The following is a 19,484-nucleotide window of genomic DNA, read 5'->3' on the forward strand; positions in this document are numbered from 1 at the left end:
CGGGCGCCGCGTCTGCGATTCATTGTCGGATGCTCGGTAAGCCAATCCATCCGAAGCCCACCAACGTCGAAGCGGGAGACGTGGCGGGATGCTGCGCAGAGCAGGCCATGGATGGCCTGCGGCCCTGACTCCGGCCATGGATGGCCGGACGGAAGGGCGGAGTAACACCCCCGGCGCGGCTCACGCCCCGTGCGGTTTCCGAAGTGGCTATTCAACGTGGTTCCCCCGTGGCGACGGTGCGAGATCGCCGCTACGGATAGGACTGCCTGGCGCGAAGCGGCGCTCAGGCCGCCTGCTGGAGCGATTCCGCCTTGCCTTCGCTGCGGCCGATCACCACCGAGCCGGCCATGTCGCCGCCGACGTTGACCACGGTGCGGCACATGTCGAGCAGGCGGTCGACCCCGAGGATCAGGCCGATGCCCTCGGGCGGGATCCCGAACATCGCCAGGATCATCGCGATCACCGGCAGCGACCCGCCGGGCACGCCGGCGGCGCCGATCGACCCGAAAATGCACAGCACCAGGATCATCACCTGCTGCGCGATCGTCAGCTCGACGCCGAAGAACTGCGCCAGGAACAGCACCGTGATGCCCTCGAACAGCGCCGTGCCGTTCATGTTGGCGGTCGCGCCCAGGGTGCAGACGAAGCGCGCCACCCGGCTGGGCACGCCGAGGTTGTCCACCGTCACCTTCAGCGTGGTCGGCAGCGTCGCGCTCGAGGAAGAGGTCGAGAACGCGGTCAGCAGCGCCGGTTCGGCGCCGCGCAGGAACGTGATCGGGCCCATGCCGCCGAACGCGCGCAGCAGCAGCGGGAACACCACGAAGAAATGGATCGCCAGCGCCGCCAGCACCGTGCCGACGAAGCGCGCCAGCTGCACCAGCACGTCGAAGCCGAGCTTGGCGGTGATCGAGAACAGCAGCGCGGCCACCGCATACGGCGCCAGCGCGATCACCCAGCCGATCAGCTTCAGGCAGATGTCGTAGATCCCCTGCACCGCGTCCACGAAACTGCGGGTGCCCTGGCTGCGGATCACCGTCGCGGCGATGCCGAACATCAGCGCGAAGAACATCACCGCGATCAGGTCGCCGTTGGCGGCCGCCTCGACCGGATTGCGCGGCACGATGTTGAGCAGGATCTGGATGCCCGACACGCCCTCGCGGGCGGTGGCGATCTCCATGGCGCGATCGGACGACGCGGCGATCAGGCCCTCCCCCACCTCGGGCGGCAGCCCCGTACCCGGCTGGATCAGGTTCACCAGCACCAGGCCGATGGTGACCGCGATCGCGGTCACCGCCAGGACCCACAGCAGGGTCTTGGTGCCGATCCGGCCCAGCGCACGGGGATCGCCGATCTCCACCACGCCGAGGACCAGGGCAGAGAACACCAGCGGCATGACCAGCATGAACAGCAGCCGCAGGAACAGCTGCCCGATCGGGTCGGTGACGTAGGCGATCAAGCCCTCGAGCCAGGGAGCGTCCGCCGCCAACAGGTTGGCGGCGATGCCGGCGACGACGCCGACCACGAAGCCGATCAGCATCTTCGTGTGCAGCGCCATGCCGGGCCGGTTGGCCACGCTCGTCTCGGTCATCCAGGAAGGCTCCGCTGAAGTCCGGCGCAGCTTAGCAAAGCGTCATTCGCGCCGGTCCGGTCCGCGGCGCTCCGGGTAGAGCGGCGCTAGCGGCGGGGCGGCGGGCGCCGGCGCCCGCGGCTTCCAGACCGGGCCGTCGGCGAACGCCCCGCGCACCGCGGCGCGGGCCGCCGCGGGCTCGCCGCCGGCCCAGCGCGCGCGCTCCAGCGCGTCGACCGCCGCGAGCTGCGCCGGGGCCGCCAAGCGCGCGCGGAGCGCATCGATCCCGGCGGCGGGTGGCGCCGCCAGCGCGCACAGCGCCTCGGCGATCTCGCCCAGGTCGCCGGTGTCCAGCACCGTCCGCAACCGCCGCAAGCGCGCACCCTGCGACGGCGCACCGGCCCCGCCCTGCGCGCCCGTCACGGCTGCGCCCGGGGCCGTCGCGGCCGGCCGGCGCCGCTGCAGGCCCCATGCCAGGGTGCCGAGCCAGAGCAGCGCGAACAGCACGGTCAGCAGCGCCCAGGGATGGACCTCGCCCTGCACCCCGGGCACCCGGATCCAGCGCTCGCGGGGCGGTGGGTCCGGCTCGCCCTGCCCGAGCCGGTCCCCCGCTGCGGCCGGTGGCGACGCGGCGCCCGGCGCGACCTCGATCTCGATGTCGGGAAGCGTGGCGCTGCGTTGGCGGCCGGCGCGCGCGTCCCACCACTGCATGCGCGCCCCCTGCACCAGCAGCGTGCCGGGCTCGGCGGGGACGATCGAGAACCGCCGGGTCATCCTCACCTGCGGGCGTCCCCGATCGAAGTGCTCCTCGGTCTCGGCGGGTTCCGCGAACACCTCGGCATCGCCATCGGTGCTCAACTCCGGCTCGGCCAGCTGCGCCGCGGTGGCGCCGTCGGCGGCCAACTCCACCACGACCGTGGCCGACTCGCCCGCGCGCGCGGTCCGCGGCGCCTCCAGATAGCGCAGTTCCAAACCGCGCAGCGGCAGCCAGGGGCGCGGCGCGGCGTCGGGCACCGGCCGGACCTCGATGAAGCGCGGCGCACCATTGGCGCGCAGCTCGCGCGGCCCGCTGCCGAAGACGTCGTCGAAGAAGCTGCCGCTGCCGCGCCCGGTGAACTGCGCGCCCGGGACCGTGAGGGTGCCGCTGCGTTCGGGCACCAGCAGGAACCGGCGCTCGACCACGGTATAGCGGCGGCCGTCGATGTCGCGGCTGTACTGCAGGTCGTTGCCGAGCCGCTGCAGCGAGGCGCCCTCGGGCTGCGGCTGCAGCAGCTGCCCCGAGACCAGCGGCGTGGCGTAGTACAGGCGCAGCACGTAGCCGATCGCCTGCTGCACGTAGGCCTCGCTGCTGTCGGCCTCGGCCTCGATGAAGGCCGCCGCGCCCGCACGCGCCGGCGCCGTGCTGGCGGGCGCGACGGTCAGCGTGAGCGGCGCGGTGCGCTCCCCGCCGACGCGCAGCCCCGGCACAGTGAGCAGGCCCTCGCGGCGCGGCTGCAACGCCACCGCGAACAGCACCCGCACGCGCATGCCGCCGCCGGCGCTCTCCACGCGGCGGCTGCTGGTGTGGCCGCTGACCGCGAAGTCGGCGTCCAGCGGCGACCAGTCGGGCACGCCGACGGCGCCCTGATCGGTCTCGATGTTGAGCGTGGCGGTCTCGCCCAGCTCGATGCGGTCACGGTCGAGCCAGGCGCGGGTCTCGGCCGATGCCGGCGCCGCCAGCAGCAGCAGCGACAACAGCGCCACGAGAAAACCGGGTCGTTTCGGCATCGGCTCAGTCTGCACCATCGCGGCGGCGGCGCTCGTGTTCGAGCTGGAACTTGGCGCGCAGCAGGCCGCCCGGATCGTCGGGCACGCGCCGCAGCCAGGCCTCGTTGGCCTCGCGCAGCTCGCGTTCCGCCCTGGTCTCGGACGGGTCGGCCGCGCTCCTGCCCTCGTCTCCGGCCTCCTCGGCCTGCAACTGGCGGCGCATGCGTTCGCGCTGCGCGGCGTCGGCGTCCTGCTGGGCGCGGGCGTCGGCCGGCTGCGGCGGCGGCGGTTCCGGCTGCGCATCGTCGCGTGCCTGCTGCTGGCCCGGGCGGTCGCCGCCGCGCTGCGCCTCCGGGGGCGGCGGCGCGCCTTCACCGGGTGCCTGCGGCGACTCGCCTTCGCGCGGGTCCCCGGCGGCGTCGGCGCGCGGGCCGGCCGGCGGCTGGCGCTGCATGGCCGCCTCGACCGCGGCGCGGTTGGCCACGGCGTCCTCCATGCCCGGCTGCAGCGCCAGTGCCCGGTCGTAGGCGGCGATGGCCTCCTCGTAGCGGCCGGCCTTCGCCAGGGCGTTGCCGCGGTTGTACGCGGCTGCGGGCCCCGGCAGTTCCCCCCAGACCCGCTCGGCCGCGGCGAAGTCGCCGCGGCGAAAGGCTTCGACGGCGCGTTGCATGCGCGCATGCGCGACCTGGTCGGCACGCCGCCACAGGCCGCCTTCGACCGCGCCCTCCGCCGAGCGCGACTGCACTGGCGGGCGCTCAGCTGCCTCGCGCTCCGCTGGCGCCTGGGCCCGGGCCGGCCCCAGCGGAAGCCACAGGCACAGCAGCACCGCGCCCAGCATCCCGCCGCGGCGGAACGCCAGCGCCGCGAGCAGCAGCAGCGGCAGCAGCAGCCAGTAGCCTTCGTCGAGACGGACCCCGGCGCGGCCGCCACGCGCGGTGCCGGCGGCCGCGGCGGAGGTGGCGTCGAGCACGCCGAGCGCGCGCAGGTCCTGCTCGCCCGCGGCGATTTCGGCATAGGTGCCGCTGCCGGCGGCGGCCAGCGCGCGCAGCGCGGCCTCGTCCAGACGGGCCTCGCGCGCACGGCCCGCGGCATCGCGATAGCTCCCGCCGCTCGCGCTGCCGAGCCCGAGCACCGAGACCCGGTATCCGTCGGCCGCGACGGCCGCGGCCGCGCGCCGCGCGGCGGCGTCGGCGGTGCCGGTCAGCAGCAGGATCTGGCCGCGGTCGAACCCGGCCTGGCGCAGCAATCGCGCCGACCATTCGATGGCGCGCGCGGGCCGGTGGCCATCGACCGGCATGATGTCGGGCGCCAGCGCATCGACGAACAGCGCCACGTTGGCCGCGTCGGCGGTGAGCGGCGCCACCGTGAATGCATCGTCGGCGAACGCCACCAGGCCGACCTGGCCGCCGGCACGCGCGCCGAGCAGCGCCTCGATCTTGGCGCGGGCGCGCAACAACCGCGAAGGCGGCAGGTCGTCGGCCAGGGTGGCGCTGGACAGATCCACCGCGATCACCAGCGGCATGCTCCGCTCCCACAGCGGCTGGGTCCCGGACCGCCAGCTCGGCCCCGCCAGCGCGAGCACCGAGAGCGCGAACGCGACCAGCGCCAGTGCCGGCGCCAGGGCCGCGCGCCCGGTTCCCGGGGACCCGAGCAGATGCGGCAGCAGGTGAGGATCGACGCTGTCGCTCCAGGCGCTGCGCGCCCGCCGGCGCGTGCGCCACCACCAGATGAGCAGCGGCACCGCCGCCAACAGCCACAGCCACTGCGGACGGAGGAACTGCAGCTGGTCGAGCAGGCCGCTCATGCCGGCGCCCGCATGGTCCTGGCGCGGCGCGGCCGCCCCGCCAGCAGCAGCGCATCGAAGCCCAGCAGCAGCGCCAGTCCCAGCGGCCAGTGGTAGCGCTCGACCCGCGGGCGCAGCGCCTGCGCCGGGCGCTCGACCGGCTCCAGCTGGTCGATTTCGGCGTAGATGCCCGCCAGCTCGCCGGTGTCGCGGGCGCGGAACATGCGCCCTCCGGTCAGCGCGGAGATGCGCCGCAGCGTGTCCTCGTCGATCTCCTCCCCACCGGGCGCCTGCATGCGGAAGCCGAACATCGACAGTCCGCCGCCTTCGCCCCCGAACGCGACGGTGTGGATCCGCACTCCGGCGTCGCGCGCCAGCTCGGCGGCCTTGAGCGGCTCCAGCAACCCGGCGGTGTTGACCCCGTCGGTCAGCAGGATCAGCACGCGCGGCGCGTCGCCGCCCGCGCCGTGCTGCGCCCGCAGCCGCTTGACCGCCAGGCCGATCGCATCGCCGATCGCGGTCTCGCGCCCCGCCAGCCCGACCACGCTGTCGAGCAGCTGCTCGCGGACGCTGTCGCGGTCGAGGGTGAGCGGCGCCAGCGCGTAGGCGCGGCGCCCGAACACCAGCAGGCCGACCCGATCGCCGGCCCTCCGGTCGAGAAAGTCGGCGATCACGGCCTTGGCGGCGGTGAGCCGGTCCACCACCCGCCCACCGAGCAGCATGTCCTCCTCGGCCATGCTGCCCGACAGGTCCACCGCCAGCATCAGATCGCGGCCCGCCTGCGGCGGCTGCACCAGCTCCCCGGCCTGCTGCGGCCGCGCGGCCGCCACGCACAGCAGCGCCCAGGCCGCGGCGCCCAGCCACAGCGCCCGGCCGCCGCCGGCCCTGGCCGGGCCGCGCGCCGAACCGATCGCGCCCAGGCGCGCGAAGAACGGCACCCGCAGCGCCGCCCCCGCGGCCCGTTGCGGAGGCAGCAGGCTGCGCACCAGCCATGGCAGCGGCAGCGCCAGCAGCAGCCACGGCCAGGCGAAACCGTCGAAACCGAAGCGCAGCCAGGACCAGTCGAACGCGCTCATCGGCGCCCCGTGGTCCATTCCAGGAACCGGGCGCGCGCGATCGCCCGCAGCGTCTCCAGCCGGCGCGCGTCGACCTCGCGGCGATAGCCGCCGGTGAGCAGCAGCCGGCCCTCCTCGCCGTCGAAGCCGGGCTGGCGCGCATCGCGGTCGAGGAAGCGCAGCCAGTCCTCGCCGTCCAGCGCGTCGGCGCCGGGGTCGCGCCGCCGCGCCGCGCGCCGCAGCAGCTCGGAGATCGCGGCGACGGCTTCGGCGGGCGTCGCGGCGGCGTCGACGGCGTCGTCGAACATGCGCTCCATCCGCCGCCGCTGCAGGCGCCGCCGGCGCAGCCACCAGGCCAGGATCGCCGCGGCCGCCAGCAGCACCAGCGCCAACAGCCACCAGCCGGGCGCCGGCGGCCACCAGCCCGGCCCCGGCGGCTCGTGGATATCGCGCAGCACCAGCCCGTTCATGCCGATAAGCGGGTGGCGAACAGCGCCAGCCACGCGTCGCTCGCCTCGTCGACCGAGAGCGCGCGGGCGCGCACGCCGCGCCGGGCGAGCGTGGCCAGCGCTTCCTGCAACGGCGTCTCGAACGCCCCGCGCCAGCGCTGGCGCTGCGCGGCCGCGCCGAGATCGAGCTCCAGGCGCAGCCGCCCCTGCTGGAACGGCAGCAGCGAACGCGGCGGATCGCGCTCGAGCGGATCGGTCAACAGCAGCACCGTCGCCTGGCCGTGCAGCGCCAGCGCCGGCCACCGCCGCGGCGCGACCGCGGCGATGCTGGCCGGGTCGGCCAGCACCAGCAGGCGCGAGCCGGGGCGCAGCAGGCGTCCGGCGTGGTCGAGGGCGACGTCGAGCCCGGCATCGTCCGCTGGGGGCGCCGCGTACCAGCGCACCAGCGCGTCGAGCGCCCTCAGCACCCCGCGCGGCCCGGCCCCCGGCGGCACCGGCGCCTCGGCATGGCTGCCGCGCAGCGCGGCGACGCGATCGCCGTCGTGCAGCGCCGCCCACGCGGCGACCGCGCCGGCGCGCGCCGCCTGCACCGACTTGAAGCGTACCCGGGTACCGAAGTACAGCGCCGGCGCGGTGTCGGCGACGATCAGGGTCAGGCGCTCGCGCTCGGCCTGGTAGAGCTTGGTATGGGCGCGGCCGCTGCGCGCGGTCAGCCGCCAGTCGATGTGCCGCGCGTCGTCGCCGGGCGCGTACTCGCGCGACTCGGCGTATTCCATGCCCCGTCCACGCAGCGCCGAGGGGGCCTGGCCGCTGCTGCCGTGGCGGCCGCGGCGCGGCGCGCGCCGCGCGGCCGCCATCGACCGCAGCGCGACCAGTTCCGCGAGCGTCGGCACGACGCCGTCATTGGTGATTCGTGATTGGTGATTCGGAACAGCCTCAGCCTCGCGAGAAGCGGCAAGCTCCGTTCTTCCGGTCTTGGCCAACGCGATCTTCATCTGTGGACCCTTCGCCGTTCCGCGCTCTGGCCAATCACCAATCACCAATCACCAGCCACGGCCATCACGGCAGCGGTACCCGTTCGATCAGCTCGGCCACCAGCCGCTCGCCGTCCCAGCCCTCGGCGGTCGCCTCGTAGCTCGGTAGGACCCGGTGCCTCAGCACGTCCGGGGCCACCTCGCGGACATCCTCCGGGGTGACGTAGTCGCGGCCGGCCAGCCAGGCGCGCGCACGCGCGCAGCGTTCGAGCGCGATCGATCCGCGCGGGCTGGCGCCCCAGGCGATCCGCCGCGCCAGCGCCTCGTCGTAGCGTGCCGCATCGCGCGAGGCCAGCACCAGCTCGACGAGATAGCGCTCCAGCTGCGGCGCCAGGTGCAGGTCGAGCACCGCGGCGCGGGCCGCGAACACGTCCTCCAGCGGCAGGCGCGCCGGCAGGGCGCCATCCGGCTTCATCGCGCTGCGGGCGCGCTCCCGGGCGAGGCGGAGGATCTCGGTCTCCGCCGCGACATCCGGATAGCCGATCCGCACGTGCATCAGGAACCGGTCGAGCTGCGCCTCCGGCAGCGGGAAGGTGCCCTCCTGTTCGATCGGGTTCTGGGTCGCCATCACCAGGAACAGCGCCGGCAGCGGGTAGGTGTGGCGCCCCACCGTGACCTGGCGCTCGCCCATCGCCTCCAGCAGCGCCGACTGCACCTTGGCCGGTGCGCGGTTGATCTCGTCGGCCAGCAGCAGCGGGTGGAAGATCGGCCCGGGCTGGAACTCGAAGCGGCCGTCCTGCGGCCGCCAGACCTCGGTGCCGGTCAGGTCGGCGGGCAACAGGTCGGGGGTGAACTGGACGCGGGCGAAATCCGCCTCCAGGCGCGCCGCCAGCGCCCGGATCGCGCTGGTCTTGGCCAGCCCCGGCGCGCCCTCGACCAGTAGATGCCCGTCGGCCAGCAGCGCGATCAGGAGCCGCTCGATCAGCGCCTGCTGGCCGACGATCTCCGCGGAAAGCGCGTCGCGCAGCGCGCGGAAGGCATCGTGAAGGCGGGCGGTGAGGAAACTATCAGCATCGCTGTGCATGACGTGGGTCGTATCGACGCGTGTCGCGGCATCCAGTTAGACCTGCCCGAAACCAATTTAGTTCAGTTGGCATGCAAAGGCGGGGAAACCCCCGCCATCGCTTCAGTCCGCTCCGCCCCTCCACCCGCCGCAGCAGGCCATGTATGGCCTGCTGCCCACACCCGGTTAGGACAACTCGTCGACGCCTTGTTGAAAGGCCTTCGCCTTCTCGTACGCGAAGCGTCCCAGCCCCCGCCCGATATCGAAGTTCTCGCCCGGCTGGCAGGAATACCTTCGCCAGCGCCTTGGCAGTCCAGAGCGCGAAAGCGCCAGAAGCGACAATAGGGGCCCCGTCATGGGGCCCCTCCTTCTTAGAGTCGAACGAAGCCGTCTATCAGTAGCTACGCTGCGCTACACGTAACACTCGCGGTGTGACGAAGATCAGCAATTCTGCCTTGCTGTTCGACCTGCCGCGTGTTTTGAACAGATTGCCGAGGATCGGGATGTCGCCGAGGAAGGGAATCTTCGACATCGTATGGCGATCCTGGAACTCGTACACACCGCCGATCACCACGGTCTGGCCGTCGTCGATCAGCACCGCTGTGGTGATTTCCCGACGGGCCAAGTTCGGTACCGCGCCGAAATTACCAATCTCCGTAAAGTCCTCGATCTCGTCTTTCTTCACGTTCATCGCCAGGAATACGCGACCGTCGTTGGTGATGGTCGGGGTAACCGTCAGCTCCAGCAGCGCCTCCTTGAACTGCACCGTCGGCACGTTGTTGCTCTGACCGCCCGTGACGGTCAGATAACCGACCTCGCGACCCTGTTTGATCACCGCCTCGCGCTGATTGCTGGTGACGATCCGGGGATTGGAGATCACTTCGCCGCGCTGTTCTTGCTGTAGAGCCTGGAGCTCTAGATCCCAGTTAATAGTGTTTCCCAGAATCGTTAGGGCGATCGAGCCCGGATTCAGATCGCGGATAGTGAAGTCGTTTGTGAGGGTGTCGGGATAGGTCCACGTCGGGTTCTCATCGGAATCCGTCAAGCTGTCGACCCAGCTATTGATAAAACCATGATTGGCGCTGAGCGAACCGGAACCGACAGCCCGCGGTACACGGATTATGGTGCCGTCAGGTAGGCGCTCCTCCCGATACTTGGCACCCGAAACTCCGAATCTGGCACCGAGGTCTCGCGCGAACGATTCGTTGGCGATCACGATCCGCGCCTCGATGATCACTTGGTCGACCGGCTTGTCGAGCATCGTCACCAGGCGCTTGATCTCGGCCACCCGCTGCGGGATGTCGATCACAAGCAGAGTGTTGGTGCGCCGATCGAAGCTCAGACTCCCGCGAGAAGATAGGAAACCGCGGTTGTTGCTCGCGGTTCCGCCGCCGCTGCTACCGCCGCCGGAGCTGTTCTTGCTCTCGTCGGTGAGCAGGGTGGCGATGTCCTCGGCATTGCCGTAGCTGATCGGGATGTACTCGGTGACCATCTCCGCGCGTTCCTCGATCGCCAGCCGCGCGTCTTCCTTGTCCTGCTCGAACTTGGCGATCTCGGACTGCGGCGCCACCCACACCACGTTGCCGCTGCGGCGCTTGTCCAGCGACTTGGCCTGCAGCACGATGTCCAGCGCCTGGTCCCACGGCACGTTGATCAGGCGCAGGGTGACGTTGCCCTGCACCGTGTCGGAGGCGACGATGTTGAGGTTCGACTCCTCGGCGATCAGCTGCAGCACGGTGCGCACCGGCACGTCCTGGAAGTTGAAGGTCACCGGGCGGCCGCTGTAGGTGCGCGCGGCGCCCTCGGCGGTGGCCGAGGCCTGGGCGGTGGCGACCGTGGTGGTGGCCGCGCCGACGGCGCGGCCCGGGGCGGCGCGCGGCACCAGTTCGACGATGTACTCGCGGCCGCTCTGGTAGGCCATCGGCTCGAACTCGCCCTGCGCGCTCAGCACCAGCCGCGCGCCGCCGCTGCCCTGCATCGCGTCGATGCGCTGCACCGGGGTGGCGAAGTCGGTGACGTTGAGCGGGCGCTGCAGCGAGGCCGGCAGGGTCGCGTTGCCGACCTCCACCACCACGCTGTCGCCCTGGGTGCGCATGTCCGGGACCGCGCCCTCGCCGTCGAAGCGCAGGATCAGCTTGCCGGAGCCGCCCTCGCCGCGCTTGAAGTCGATGTTGTCGACGGTGACCGCGCCCGGCACCTGCTTGGCGGGGTCGCTGGCAGGGGCCGCGCCGACCTGGGCCATGGCCAGGTAGGGCACCACGCCGGCAGGCTGGGCTGCATGCACCCCGACGGTGGCCGCCAGCAGGCCGGCGGCGAGTCCGACGGCTGCTGTGCGGAGCGGCAGGACGCGGCGCGTCGAATTCGGGCCTTGCGCGTTGCTAACGGTCATCATGCTTCCCCTAATCAATTGTTTTCGAGCGCAACCGACGCCGGGCGTTCCAGCCAGCCGCCCGCGCCATCCGGCACAAGTTCAACGAGTTCGATCTGGTCCTCGGCGATCGAGGTGATGCGGCCGTCGTTCTGGCCCAGGTAGTCCCCCACGCGGACCCGGTGGGTCACCTTGTCCGGCGCCATCACCAGCCCGACCAGCCCGCCACCCTGGCCGATCGTGCCGACCATGTCGAGGCTGTCGAGCGGGAACTCCTCGAGCGGCTGCTTGCGCCGGTCCGAATCCGGGCGCGGCCCGCTGCCCCCGGCGTCGGAGGTGAACGCGTCGCTGAAGGGATCGCGCAGCCCCTGCGCGGCATACTCGAAGGTCTCGAACTGCTGCATCACCGGCAGCGGATCGAGCGGCGGCGCCGGCCGGGCGCGGACGTTGGCCGCCCACTCCTCCAGGTTCGGTGCGTCCCCCGGGGTGCTGGTGACGCCGCGTCCGCAACCGGCGATGGCCGCCGCCAGGGCCACCCACGCCAGGCCGCGCAGTGCCTTGCTGCTCATGCGCATGTCAGTGCCCTCCCCCGTCGGTGGCCGCCGCTTCCTGCTCCGCGGTCTCTTCCTCGTCGAGGTAGCGGTAGGTCTTCACCGTGCCCGCCAGCTCCAGGTTGGATCCGGGCCGGATCGCGGTGCCGTCGCTCGGCTTCAGCGAGATGTCGTGCATCGTCATGATGACCACGCGCGGCAGCGACGCGACCCCGCTGACGAATGCGCCGAACTGGTGGTAGGTGCCCTGCATGCGCAGCGAGATGGGCTTCTCCGCGTAGAACTCCTTCGGCGTTTCCGGCCCGGGCTGGAACAGCTCGTTCTGGATGCCGGTGGCCAGCGCGGTCTGGGAGATGTCGACGATCAGGTCCGGCATCTCGGTGCGGCTGGGCAATTGCCGCAGCATCTGCTGCAGCTGCTGCTCCATCTGCGCCAGCTGCTGCTTGAGCGGCTCGAGGTTGGCGGCACGGCCCTGCTTGGTCTCGAATTCCTGGCGCTTCTCGGTTTCCTGCCGCTCCAGGCTCTCCAGCTCGCTGAGCTTGTCGCGAACGAACAGCCACCAGAGCAGGCCGAAGATCAGCAGTCCCAGCAGCACGCAGAAACCGATCTTGTACTCGCGCGGCCAGGACCCGGTGTTGTGGAAGTCGAGCTCGCGCAGCGACATCTTGCGTTTCTGGCTCACGACTCGGCTCCTTCTGCGGCTGCGGCGGGCTCGGCGGGCGCGCCTTCCTCCGCCCCCTCGGCGCCGCTCTCGCTCTCGCTGGCGTTCGGGCTGGCGAGGGTGACCGAGAGCTGGAACTGGTACGGCAGGCCGGGGTTGAAGGCGGCGCCCTCGGCGGCCTTGGCCTCGATGATCGACAGGTCCGGACGCGTCATCCAGCCCGAGCCCTCCAGGTTGCGCATGTAGGTGCTGACCCGGGCGTTGGACTGGGCGCGACCCTCCAGGGTCAGCTTCTGGCCCTCCTGCTTGAGGGTGGTGAGCATGACCCCGTCGGGGATCGTGCGCACCAGCGAATCGAACAGGTGCACCATCTGCGAGCGGCTGGCCTGCAGCTCCTCGATCACGTCCTTGCGCGCCAGCAACCGCGCGCGCTGGCGGTCGAGCTCGTCGATCTCCTTGATCTTCTCGTCGACCTGGGCGATCTGCTGGTCGAGATAGGCGTTGCGCTCGTGCTGGCCCTCGATCTGGCCGTTGTAGTAGGAGTTGACCAGGAACCAGGCCGCCACCCCGGCCACCGCGGCCAGGGCGAGCATGATCCCGAACTCTTTCTGACGCTGCTTGCGGCGCTCGGCGCGCCACGGCAGCAGGTTGATCCGGGCCATCAGTCGAAGCTCCTCAATGCGAGCCCGCAGGCGATCATCAGGGCCGGCGCGTCCTGCGCCAGGGCGTGCGCCTGCACGCGCGAACCGAGGGTCATCTGCGCCAGCGGGTTGGCGACCACGGTCTGGACGCCCAGCTGCTCCTCCACCATCTCCGAGACGCCGGCGATGGAGGCGCAACCCCCGGCCAGCACGATCTGGTCGACGCGGTTGAACTCGCTGCCGGCGTAGAAGAACTGCAGCAGGCGGCTGATCTGCTGCACCAGCGCCTCCTTGAAGGGCTCGAGCACCTCGATCTCGTAGCTTTCCGGCAGGCCGCCCTGGCGCTTGGCCAGGCCCGCCTCCTCGTAGCTGAGCCCGTAGCGGCGCATCACCTCGTCGGTCAGCTGCTTGCCGCCGAAGACCTGCTCGCGGCTGTAGATGCTGCGGCCGTTGCGCAGGATGTTCAGGGTGGTCATGGTCGCGCCGACGTCGACCAGCGCCACGATGCCGTCATGCGGCGTGTTCAGGGTGCCGGCGAGCAGCGCGAACGCGTTCTCGATGGCGAAGGCCTCGACGTCCATCACCCGCGCGGCGAGGCCGCCGAGCTCCAGCGCCGAGGCGCGCATCTCGACGTTCTCCGAGCGCGACGCGGCCAGCAGCACCTGCGCCATCTCGGTGTTGCCGGGCATCGGCCCGAGCACTTCGAAGTCGAGGTTGACCTCCTCGATCGGGTACGGGATGTAGTTGACCGCCTCCAGCTCGACCGCCGACTCCATCTCCTCCTCGTCCAGGTCGGCCGGCATCGGGATCACCTTGGTGATCACCGCCGAGCCCGCCACCGCCGCGGCGGCATGCTTGGCCTTGCTGCCCGAACGCGACATCGCCCGGCGGATGGCCTCGCCGACCGCCTCGACCTCGACGATGTTCTTCTCCACCACCGCATTGGGCGGGAGCGGCTCGACCGCGTAGTGCTCGACCCGGTAGCGGTCGCCCGAGCGCGAGAGCTGCAGGAGCTTGACCGCTGTCGAGCTGATGTCGACGCCCACGAGCGGCGACTGGCTTTTTGTGATTAACCCCACGGTTTTCCCCTTTGTCACGGGCGCTTACGTGCGCATCGTGCCCCGGCGCATTAAATAACGGACTTTTCACCCCTTGGCAACCGTCGGCATGCCGGAACCGTGCCGCAGTGCCCCCTTCACCCGCCGGGTGAACGGCGGCACCGGCCTCCGGGGGCCACCCGGCCGAGTCCTCTATACTCCGCCACCACGACGAAACGCCGCTCCCCGGCCGGAACTGCCAGATGCCCCCAATCCGACGCCTGCTGCGCTGGCTCCTGATCGCTTGCCTGGGCCTGGGCCTGCTCGGGGCGCTGGCGGCGGCCACGCTCTACTTCGTGGTCTCCGCGCGCCTGCCCGAGGTCGAGGGCCTGCGCCGGGTCGAGCTGCAGGAGCCGATGTACGTCTATGCCCGGGACGGGCGGCTGATGGCGCTGTTCGGCGAGACCCGGCGGTATCCGGTGAAGATCGAGGAGGTCCCGGAGGCGGTCAAGCAGGCCTTCATCGCGATCGAGGACAACCGCTTCTACGAGCACGGCGGGGTCGACTACCGCGGCGTGGCGCGGGCGATCTGGCTGCTGGCCACCACCGACGACCGCCGCGTGCCGGGCGGTTCGACCATCACCCAGCAGGTGGCGCGCCAGTTCTTCCTGAGTTCGGAGTACAGCTACACCCGCAAGCTGGCGGAGATGCTGCTGGCCATGAAGATGGAGCGGGAGCTGACCAAGGACGAGATCTTCGAGCTCTACCTGAACAAGAGCTTCTTCGGCAACCGCGCCTACGGCATCGCCGCCGCGGCGGAGTTCTACTACGGCAAGCCGCTGGACCGGCTGAGCCTGGACGAGGTGGCCACGCTGGCGTCGATCCCCAAGTTCCCTTCCAGCGGCAACCCGGTCACCAATCCCGAGCGCGCCCGCATCCGCCGCGACTACGTGCTGCAGCGGATGCGCGAGCTCGGCTTCATCACGCCCGCGCAGGAGCGCGCGGGCCAGGCGGCGCAGATGCACGCCGCCCCGCACGAGCGCCCGGTCGAGGTCTATGCGCCCTACGTGGCGGAAATGGTGCGCCAGGAGATGATCGCCCGCTACGGCGGCGACGTGCTGACCCGGGGCTACCACGTGGTCACCACCATCGATCCCACCTACCAGGCGGCGGCGGAGCTGGCGCTGCGCGACGGTCTCACCGTGTACGACCGCCGCCACGGCTGGGCCGGGCCCGAGCAGACCTTCGAACTGGGCGCCGACGAGGACGCCGCCGCGATCGCCGAGCGCCTGCGCAGCACCCCGGCGCAGGCCGGGATGCTGCCGGCGATCGTGCTGCGCAGCGGCGACGGCACCGCCGAGGTGGTCCTGGCCGACGGCAGCACCGTCACCCTGGACGCCGCGTCCAGCCGCTGGACCAACCGTTCGCCCTCGGCGCTGCTCGAGCGCGGCCAGCTGGTGCGGGTGCGCCGGGTCGAGTCCGCCGCCGCAGCCGGCGAGGAAAACCCCGCGGCGGCACCGGAGATCGGCTATCGCCTCGAGCAGCTGCCCCGCGCCCAGTCCACCCTGGTTTCGCTGGAGTACGACAACGGCGCGCTGCGGGCCCTGGTCGGCGGGTTCAGCTTCGCCGGCCAGAAGTTCAACCGCGCCACCCAGGCCCGGCGCCAGCCCGGTTCCAGCTTCAAGCCGTTCATCTATGCCGCTGCATTCGAGCGCGGCTTCAACCCGGCCTCGATCGTGCTCGATGCCCCGGTGGTGTTCCGGATGCGCCGCGGCCAGGACTGGCGCCCGCAGAACGACGACGGCAAGTTCCTCGGCCCGATGCGTCTGCGCGAGGCGCTGGTGCGCTCGCGCAACCTGGTCTCGGTACGGCTGCTGGACGCCATCGGCGTCGACTACGCGCGCCGCTACATCAGCCATTTCGGCTTCGACGAGGCCGAACTGCCGCCCAACCTGTCGATCTCGCTGGGCACCCCGTCGCTCGCGCCGCTCGACATCGCCCGGGGCTACGCGGTGTTCGCCAACGGCGGCTTCCGGGTGACGCCGTGGTTCATCGACGAGATCCGCGACCGCGACGGCGAGGTGATCTTCAAGGAAACCCCGGCCACCGCCTGCCGCGGCTGCGGCGCGGGCGGCAGCCCCGGCCGCACCTCGCAGGCCCACATCGTCGACGGCTTCAACCTGGGGCCGGCCGCCACGCCGGCGTCCGAACCGACACCGGAGGCACCCGAAGCCGCCGCATCCGCGGAGGCTCCGGTCGAGGAGGGCGCGGCCGAGCTGGAGCTGCCACAGGCCCCGCGCGCGATCGACGAGCGCGTCGCCTGGCAACTGGTGTCGATGATGCGCGACGTGGTCCGCCGCGGCACCGGCACCGCCGCACGCGTGCTCGAGCGCGAGGACGTGGGCGGCAAGACCGGCTCGACCAACGACCACCGCGACGCGTGGTTCTCGGGCTTCGGCGGAAATCTGGTGACCACGGTCTGGGTCGGCCGCGACGACAATCGGTCGCTCGGCTATCGCGAGTACGGCGGCCGCGCGGCCCTGCCGATCTGGATCGACTACATGCGGGTCGCCCTGGAGGGCCAGCCGCCGATGCCGCACGAGCCGCCGGAGGGCATGGTGCAGGTGAGCGTGAGCGCCAGCGGCCGGCTGTTGCCGGGCGGCGCCGGCGGCATCACCGAATACGTCAAGGCCGAGGACCTGGAGCGGATGGCCAGCGAGGTCGACGAGGTCTTCGACGATTCACTGCCCAGCGAGGAGGCCTTCGACATCTTCTAGGCCGGATCTCCGGCCCCGCCCGCGAGCTGCCCGCCCGTTGCGGGCCCGCGCCGCGCAGCCGCGCCGTGGTCCACCCTTCCCGGTCGCTCGCCGGCTGGTATAGAGTCGGGCCAGGCCTCGACCGGGAAGCTGCCATGCACCGCGCCCGCCAGCACGCCGAGACCCGCACCCGCGAACGCCGCCACCGGCTGGCCCACGAGGCCGCCCGGATGATGGCCGAGGGCGGGATCCGCGACTTCCACCAGGCCAAGCTGAAGGCCGCCGCACGGCTCGGCATCCACGACGACGCCTCGCTGCCGCGCAACCGGGAGATCGAGGATGCGCTGCGCGAGTACCAGCGGCTGTTCCTCGGCACCAGCCAGGCCGACGCGCTGCGGCAACGGCGAGAGGCGGCCCTGCGCGCGCTCGACTTCTTCGCCGCCTTCGAACCCCGCCTGGTCGGCCCGGTGCTGGACGGCACCGCCGATGCGCATTCTCCCGTCGCCCTGCACCTGTACGCCGAGGACGTCGACGCGGTGCCGCGGTTCCTCGACGAGCATGGTATTCCGGCGGAGGCGCGCGGCCGCCGGTTGCGCCTGGACCGGGCACGCAGCGCGGACTTCCCGGTCTGGGTGTTCGCGGCGGAGGACCTGGCCTTCGACCTGACCGTGCTGCCGCTCGATGCCCTGCGCCAGGCGCCGCTGTCCGGCGTCGACGAGCGGCCGATGCGGCGCGCCAGCGCCGCCCAGCTGCGGCAGCTGCTCGCCGAGCAGGAGATGGAATGGGACCGCGAATGACCGCCCCGCGCTTCAGTCCCGCGGCTTGCCGATCCCGAACACGTTGAGCTCGATCGTCACGAACGCCGCCAACCACAGGCTCGCGTCCCAGGCATCCAGCCATGCGCCATGTTCGCCGGCGGCGACCTGCAGCCACCATGCCAGCACGAAGCCGGCCAGTGCCAGGTACAGCAGCCAGGCGACCGCGCGCCGGAGCGCGTGGAAGCCGCGCCGGCGCTGCGGGACCCGCAGCTCCAGCTCGAGCGCCACCACCACCCCCAGCCATGCCGAGGCGTTGGCGAAGTCCAGGGTCTGGCCGGCCAGGCCGTAGTCGATGCAGGCCCAGGCCACGGCCAGGCCGGCCAGACCCCGCAGCAGCCGTACCGCCAGCCGCGACCACCGCGGCAGCCGCCAGCCGCCTGTCTCCCATTCGAACAGCAGCAACAGCACCACCCAGGCCGCCGTATCGACCGTTTCGGTCGCCGTGCCCTGCCGCGCGTACAGGGCCACGTTCCCGGCCAGCAGCGCGTAGAGCGACCATTTGAAAAGCGCGAAGCCGCGGACCGGCCGCGGCTTCGTCGGGCGGACCGCACCCGCCCCCGCCATCAGCGCCGGTCGATGGCCAGGTAGTCGCGGGTGTCGGCGCCGGTGTAGATCTGCCGGGGCCGGCCGATCTTCGCTTCCGGATCGGTCTGCTGCTCGAGCCAGTGCGCCACCCAGCCGGCGGTGCGGCCGATGGCGAACATGACCGTGAACATCTCGGTCGGGATCTTCAACGCCTTGTAGATGATGCCGCTGTAGAAGTCGACGTTCGGGTACAGCTTGCGCTCGACGAAGTAGTCGTCCTTGAGCGCGGCCTCCTCCAGTTTCATCGCCACTTCCAGCAGCGGGTCGTCCACGCCCAGTTCGCCGAGCACCTTGTGGGTCATCTCGCGGATGATCCTGGCGCGGGGATCGAAGTTCTTGTAGACGCGGTGGCCGAAGCCCATCAGGCGGAAGCCGGACTCCTTGTCCTTGGCCCGGGCGATCGCGCTCTCCACCTTGTCCGGGGTGCCGATCTCCTCGAGCATCTTCAGCACCGCCTCGTTGGCGCCGCCGTGGGCCGGCCCCCACAGCGCCGCGATCCCCGCCGAGACACAGGCGTAGGGATTGGCGCCGGTGGAGCCGACCAGCCGCACCGTCGAGGTCGAGGCGTTCTGCTCGTGGTCCGCGTGCAGGATGAACAGCAGGTCCAGCGCCTTGGCGACCACCGGGTTGAGTTCCAGCGGCTCGCTCGGCACCTCGAACATCATGTGCAGGAAGCGGCTGACGTAGTCGAGGTTGTTGCGCGGGTAGCGGATCGGCCAGCCGATCGAGTAGCGGTAGGCGGCCGCGGCGATGGTCGGGATCTTGGCGATCAGGCGCACCGCGGCCATGCGCCGCTGCTCCGGATCGTTGAGGTCCAGGGTGTCGTGGTAGAACGCCGACAGCGAGGCCACCGACCCGCACAGCATCGCCATGGGGTGTGCGTCGTGGCGGAAGCCGTTGAGGAAGCTCTTCAGCGCCTCGTGCATCATCGTGTGATGGGTGACGTCGTGGCTGAAGGCCTCGAACTGCTTCGCGTCCGGCAGCTCGCCGTTGATCAGCAGGTAGGCCACCTCCAGGAAACTGGAGTTCTCGGCGAGCTGGTCGATCGGGTAGCCGCGGTACAGCAGCACGCCGGCGTCGCCGTCGATGTAGGTGATCGCCGACTTGCACGAGGCGGTGGCGGTGAATCCGGCATCGTAGGTGAAGCAGCCGGTCTCCTTCGGCAGCCTGGAGATATCGATGCAGGGGTTGCCGAGCGTACCGGTGTGCACCGGCAGCGTCACCGACTTGTCGCCGGCGCCCAGCGTGACCTGGTCAAGATCTGACACAGCACACTCCTTTCGGGATCGGCATCGGCCACGGCGACTGGGCCGCGGCGATGCGGGTGGATCGTGGGAGAGACCGCGGCGGGCCGCGGAGAACGCGCATTATCGCATACGGCGCCGTGCGGTCCGGCCCGGACCGCCCGCAGGCCCGGCGGCGGCCCCAAC

Annotated in this window: 16 protein-coding genes; 2 read left to right on the forward strand and 14 right to left on the reverse strand. The window is 71.6% G+C overall.

Annotated elements, in window-relative coordinates; translation table 11 throughout:
- Positions 1-283 precede the first annotated feature (283 nt).
- From QFW77_RS07750 to QFW77_RS07805, 12 genes are all read right to left on the reverse strand, one after another.
- The gene (locus QFW77_RS07750; protein ID WP_280573889.1) at positions 284-1,588 is read right to left on the reverse strand and encodes a dicarboxylate/amino acid:cation symporter; all 1,305 of its coding nucleotides are present in this window, start codon (positions 1,586-1,588) and stop codon (positions 284-286) included.
- Positions 1,589-1,630: 42 nt separating this feature from the next.
- A complete protein-coding gene (locus QFW77_RS07755; protein ID WP_280573891.1) occupies positions 1,631-3,334 on the reverse strand; it encodes a BatD family protein in 1,704 nt (567 codons plus the stop codon).
- A gap of 4 nt (positions 3,335-3,338) precedes the next feature.
- Positions 3,339-5,117, reverse strand: a complete 1,779-nt coding sequence (locus QFW77_RS07760; protein WP_280573892.1) for a tetratricopeptide repeat protein — start codon at positions 5,115-5,117, stop codon at positions 3,339-3,341.
- The gene (locus QFW77_RS07765) at positions 5,114-6,172 is read right to left on the reverse strand and encodes a vWA domain-containing protein (protein ID WP_280573894.1); all 1,059 of its coding nucleotides are present in this window, start codon (positions 6,170-6,172) and stop codon (positions 5,114-5,116) included. Before QFW77_RS07765 ends, QFW77_RS07760 begins: the two co-directional genes overlap by 4 nt.
- Positions 6,169-6,621 (reverse strand): DUF4381 family protein, encoded by a 453-nt coding sequence (locus QFW77_RS07770; RefSeq protein WP_280573895.1) that lies wholly within the window; start codon positions 6,619-6,621, stop codon positions 6,169-6,171. The genes QFW77_RS07765 and QFW77_RS07770 overlap by 4 nt, the downstream gene beginning before the upstream one ends.
- Positions 6,618-7,457, reverse strand: coding sequence for a DUF58 domain-containing protein (locus QFW77_RS07775; RefSeq protein WP_280574176.1), 840 nt, complete (start codon positions 7,455-7,457; stop codon positions 6,618-6,620). The genes QFW77_RS07770 and QFW77_RS07775 overlap by 4 nt, the downstream gene beginning before the upstream one ends.
- A gap of 202 nt (positions 7,458-7,659) precedes the next feature.
- Positions 7,660-8,658, reverse strand: a complete 999-nt coding sequence (locus tag QFW77_RS07780; RefSeq protein ID WP_280573897.1) for an AAA family ATPase — start codon at positions 8,656-8,658, stop codon at positions 7,660-7,662.
- Between the two features lie 373 nt (positions 8,659-9,031).
- Positions 9,032-11,026 carry a type IV pilus secretin PilQ gene (locus tag QFW77_RS07785; RefSeq protein ID WP_425603300.1) on the reverse strand — a complete coding sequence of 665 codons (1,995 nt, stop codon included), beginning with the start codon at positions 11,024-11,026 and terminating at the stop codon, positions 9,032-9,034.
- 14 nt (positions 11,027-11,040) lie between these two features.
- On the reverse strand, positions 11,041-11,574 hold the full coding sequence (locus tag QFW77_RS07790) for a pilus assembly protein PilP (protein ID WP_280573899.1): 534 nt from the start codon (positions 11,572-11,574) through the stop codon (positions 11,041-11,043).
- 7 nt (positions 11,575-11,581) lie between these two features.
- Complete coding sequence (locus QFW77_RS07795; protein ID WP_280574179.1) at positions 11,582-12,220, reverse strand: type IV pilus inner membrane component PilO; 639 nt, start codon at positions 12,218-12,220, stop codon at positions 11,582-11,584.
- A gap of 14 nt (positions 12,221-12,234) precedes the next feature.
- Complete coding sequence (locus tag QFW77_RS07800; RefSeq protein WP_280573900.1) at positions 12,235-12,879, reverse strand: PilN domain-containing protein; 645 nt, start codon at positions 12,877-12,879, stop codon at positions 12,235-12,237.
- Positions 12,879-13,937, reverse strand: a complete 1,059-nt coding sequence (locus QFW77_RS07805; protein WP_280573902.1) for a pilus assembly protein PilM — start codon at positions 13,935-13,937, stop codon at positions 12,879-12,881. The genes QFW77_RS07800 and QFW77_RS07805 overlap by 1 nt, the downstream gene beginning before the upstream one ends.
- A gap of 221 nt (positions 13,938-14,158) precedes the next feature.
- On the opposite strand from QFW77_RS07805, the gene QFW77_RS07810 reads away from it, so the two are divergent.
- The gene (locus QFW77_RS07810) at positions 14,159-16,672 is read left to right on the forward strand and encodes a penicillin-binding protein 1A (RefSeq protein WP_280573903.1); all 2,514 of its coding nucleotides are present in this window, start codon (positions 14,159-14,161) and stop codon (positions 16,670-16,672) included.
- Positions 16,673-16,806: 134 nt separating this feature from the next.
- Positions 16,807-17,448, forward strand: a complete 642-nt coding sequence (locus QFW77_RS07815; RefSeq protein ID WP_280573905.1) for a hypothetical protein — start codon at positions 16,807-16,809, stop codon at positions 17,446-17,448.
- 12 nt (positions 17,449-17,460) lie between these two features.
- Here QFW77_RS07815 and QFW77_RS07820 read toward each other — a convergent pair whose 3' ends face one another.
- The gene (locus tag QFW77_RS07820; protein ID WP_280573907.1) at positions 17,461-18,033 is read right to left on the reverse strand and encodes a hypothetical protein; all 573 of its coding nucleotides are present in this window, start codon (positions 18,031-18,033) and stop codon (positions 17,461-17,463) included.
- Entirely contained in the window at positions 18,033-19,322 is a 1,290-nt protein-coding gene (locus tag QFW77_RS07825; RefSeq protein WP_280573909.1) for a citrate synthase, read from the reverse strand. Before QFW77_RS07825 ends, QFW77_RS07820 begins: the two co-directional genes overlap by 1 nt.
- Positions 19,323-19,484 lie beyond the last annotated feature (162 nt).

This window comes from Luteimonas endophytica (genome assembly GCF_029887875.1).
GTDB classification, from domain to species: Bacteria; Pseudomonadota; Gammaproteobacteria; order Xanthomonadales; family Xanthomonadaceae; genus Luteimonas; species Luteimonas endophytica.

Excerpts from the sequence above, each read along its gene's own strand:
- QFW77_RS07750 (WP_280573889.1), bottom strand. The coding sequence starts at position 1,588 with ATGACCGAGACGAGCGTGGCCAACCGGCCCGGCATGGCGCTGCACACG.
- QFW77_RS07755 (WP_280573891.1), bottom strand. The coding sequence starts at position 3,334 with ATGCCGAAACGACCCGGTTTTCTCGTGGCGCTGTTGTCGCTGCTGCTG.
- QFW77_RS07760 (WP_280573892.1), bottom strand. The coding sequence starts at position 5,117 with ATGAGCGGCCTGCTCGACCAGCTGCAGTTCCTCCGTCCGCAGTGGCTG.
- QFW77_RS07765 (WP_280573894.1), bottom strand. The coding sequence starts at position 6,172 with ATGAGCGCGTTCGACTGGTCCTGGCTGCGCTTCGGTTTCGACGGTTTC.
- QFW77_RS07770 (WP_280573895.1), bottom strand. The coding sequence starts at position 6,621 with ATGAACGGGCTGGTGCTGCGCGATATCCACGAGCCGCCGGGGCCGGGC.
- QFW77_RS07775 (WP_280574176.1), bottom strand. The coding sequence starts at position 7,457 with ATGGCGGCCGCGCGGCGCGCGCCGCGCCGCGGCCGCCACGGCAGCAGC.
- QFW77_RS07780 (WP_280573897.1), bottom strand. The coding sequence starts at position 8,658 with ATGCACAGCGATGCTGATAGTTTCCTCACCGCCCGCCTTCACGATGCC.
- QFW77_RS07785 (WP_425603300.1), bottom strand. The coding sequence starts at position 11,026 with ATGACCGTTAGCAACGCGCAAGGCCCGAATTCGACGCGCCGCGTCCTG.
- QFW77_RS07790 (WP_280573899.1), bottom strand. The coding sequence starts at position 11,574 with ATGAGCAGCAAGGCACTGCGCGGCCTGGCGTGGGTGGCCCTGGCGGCG.
- QFW77_RS07795 (WP_280574179.1), bottom strand. The coding sequence starts at position 12,220 with ATGTCGCTGCGCGAGCTCGACTTCCACAACACCGGGTCCTGGCCGCGC.
- QFW77_RS07800 (WP_280573900.1), bottom strand. The coding sequence starts at position 12,879 with ATGGCCCGGATCAACCTGCTGCCGTGGCGCGCCGAGCGCCGCAAGCAG.
- QFW77_RS07810 (WP_280573903.1), top strand. The coding sequence starts at position 14,159 with ATGCCCCCAATCCGACGCCTGCTGCGCTGGCTCCTGATCGCTTGCCTG.
- QFW77_RS07815 (WP_280573905.1), top strand. The coding sequence starts at position 16,807 with ATGCACCGCGCCCGCCAGCACGCCGAGACCCGCACCCGCGAACGCCGC.
- QFW77_RS07820 (WP_280573907.1), bottom strand. The coding sequence starts at position 18,033 with ATGGCGGGGGCGGGTGCGGTCCGCCCGACGAAGCCGCGGCCGGTCCGC.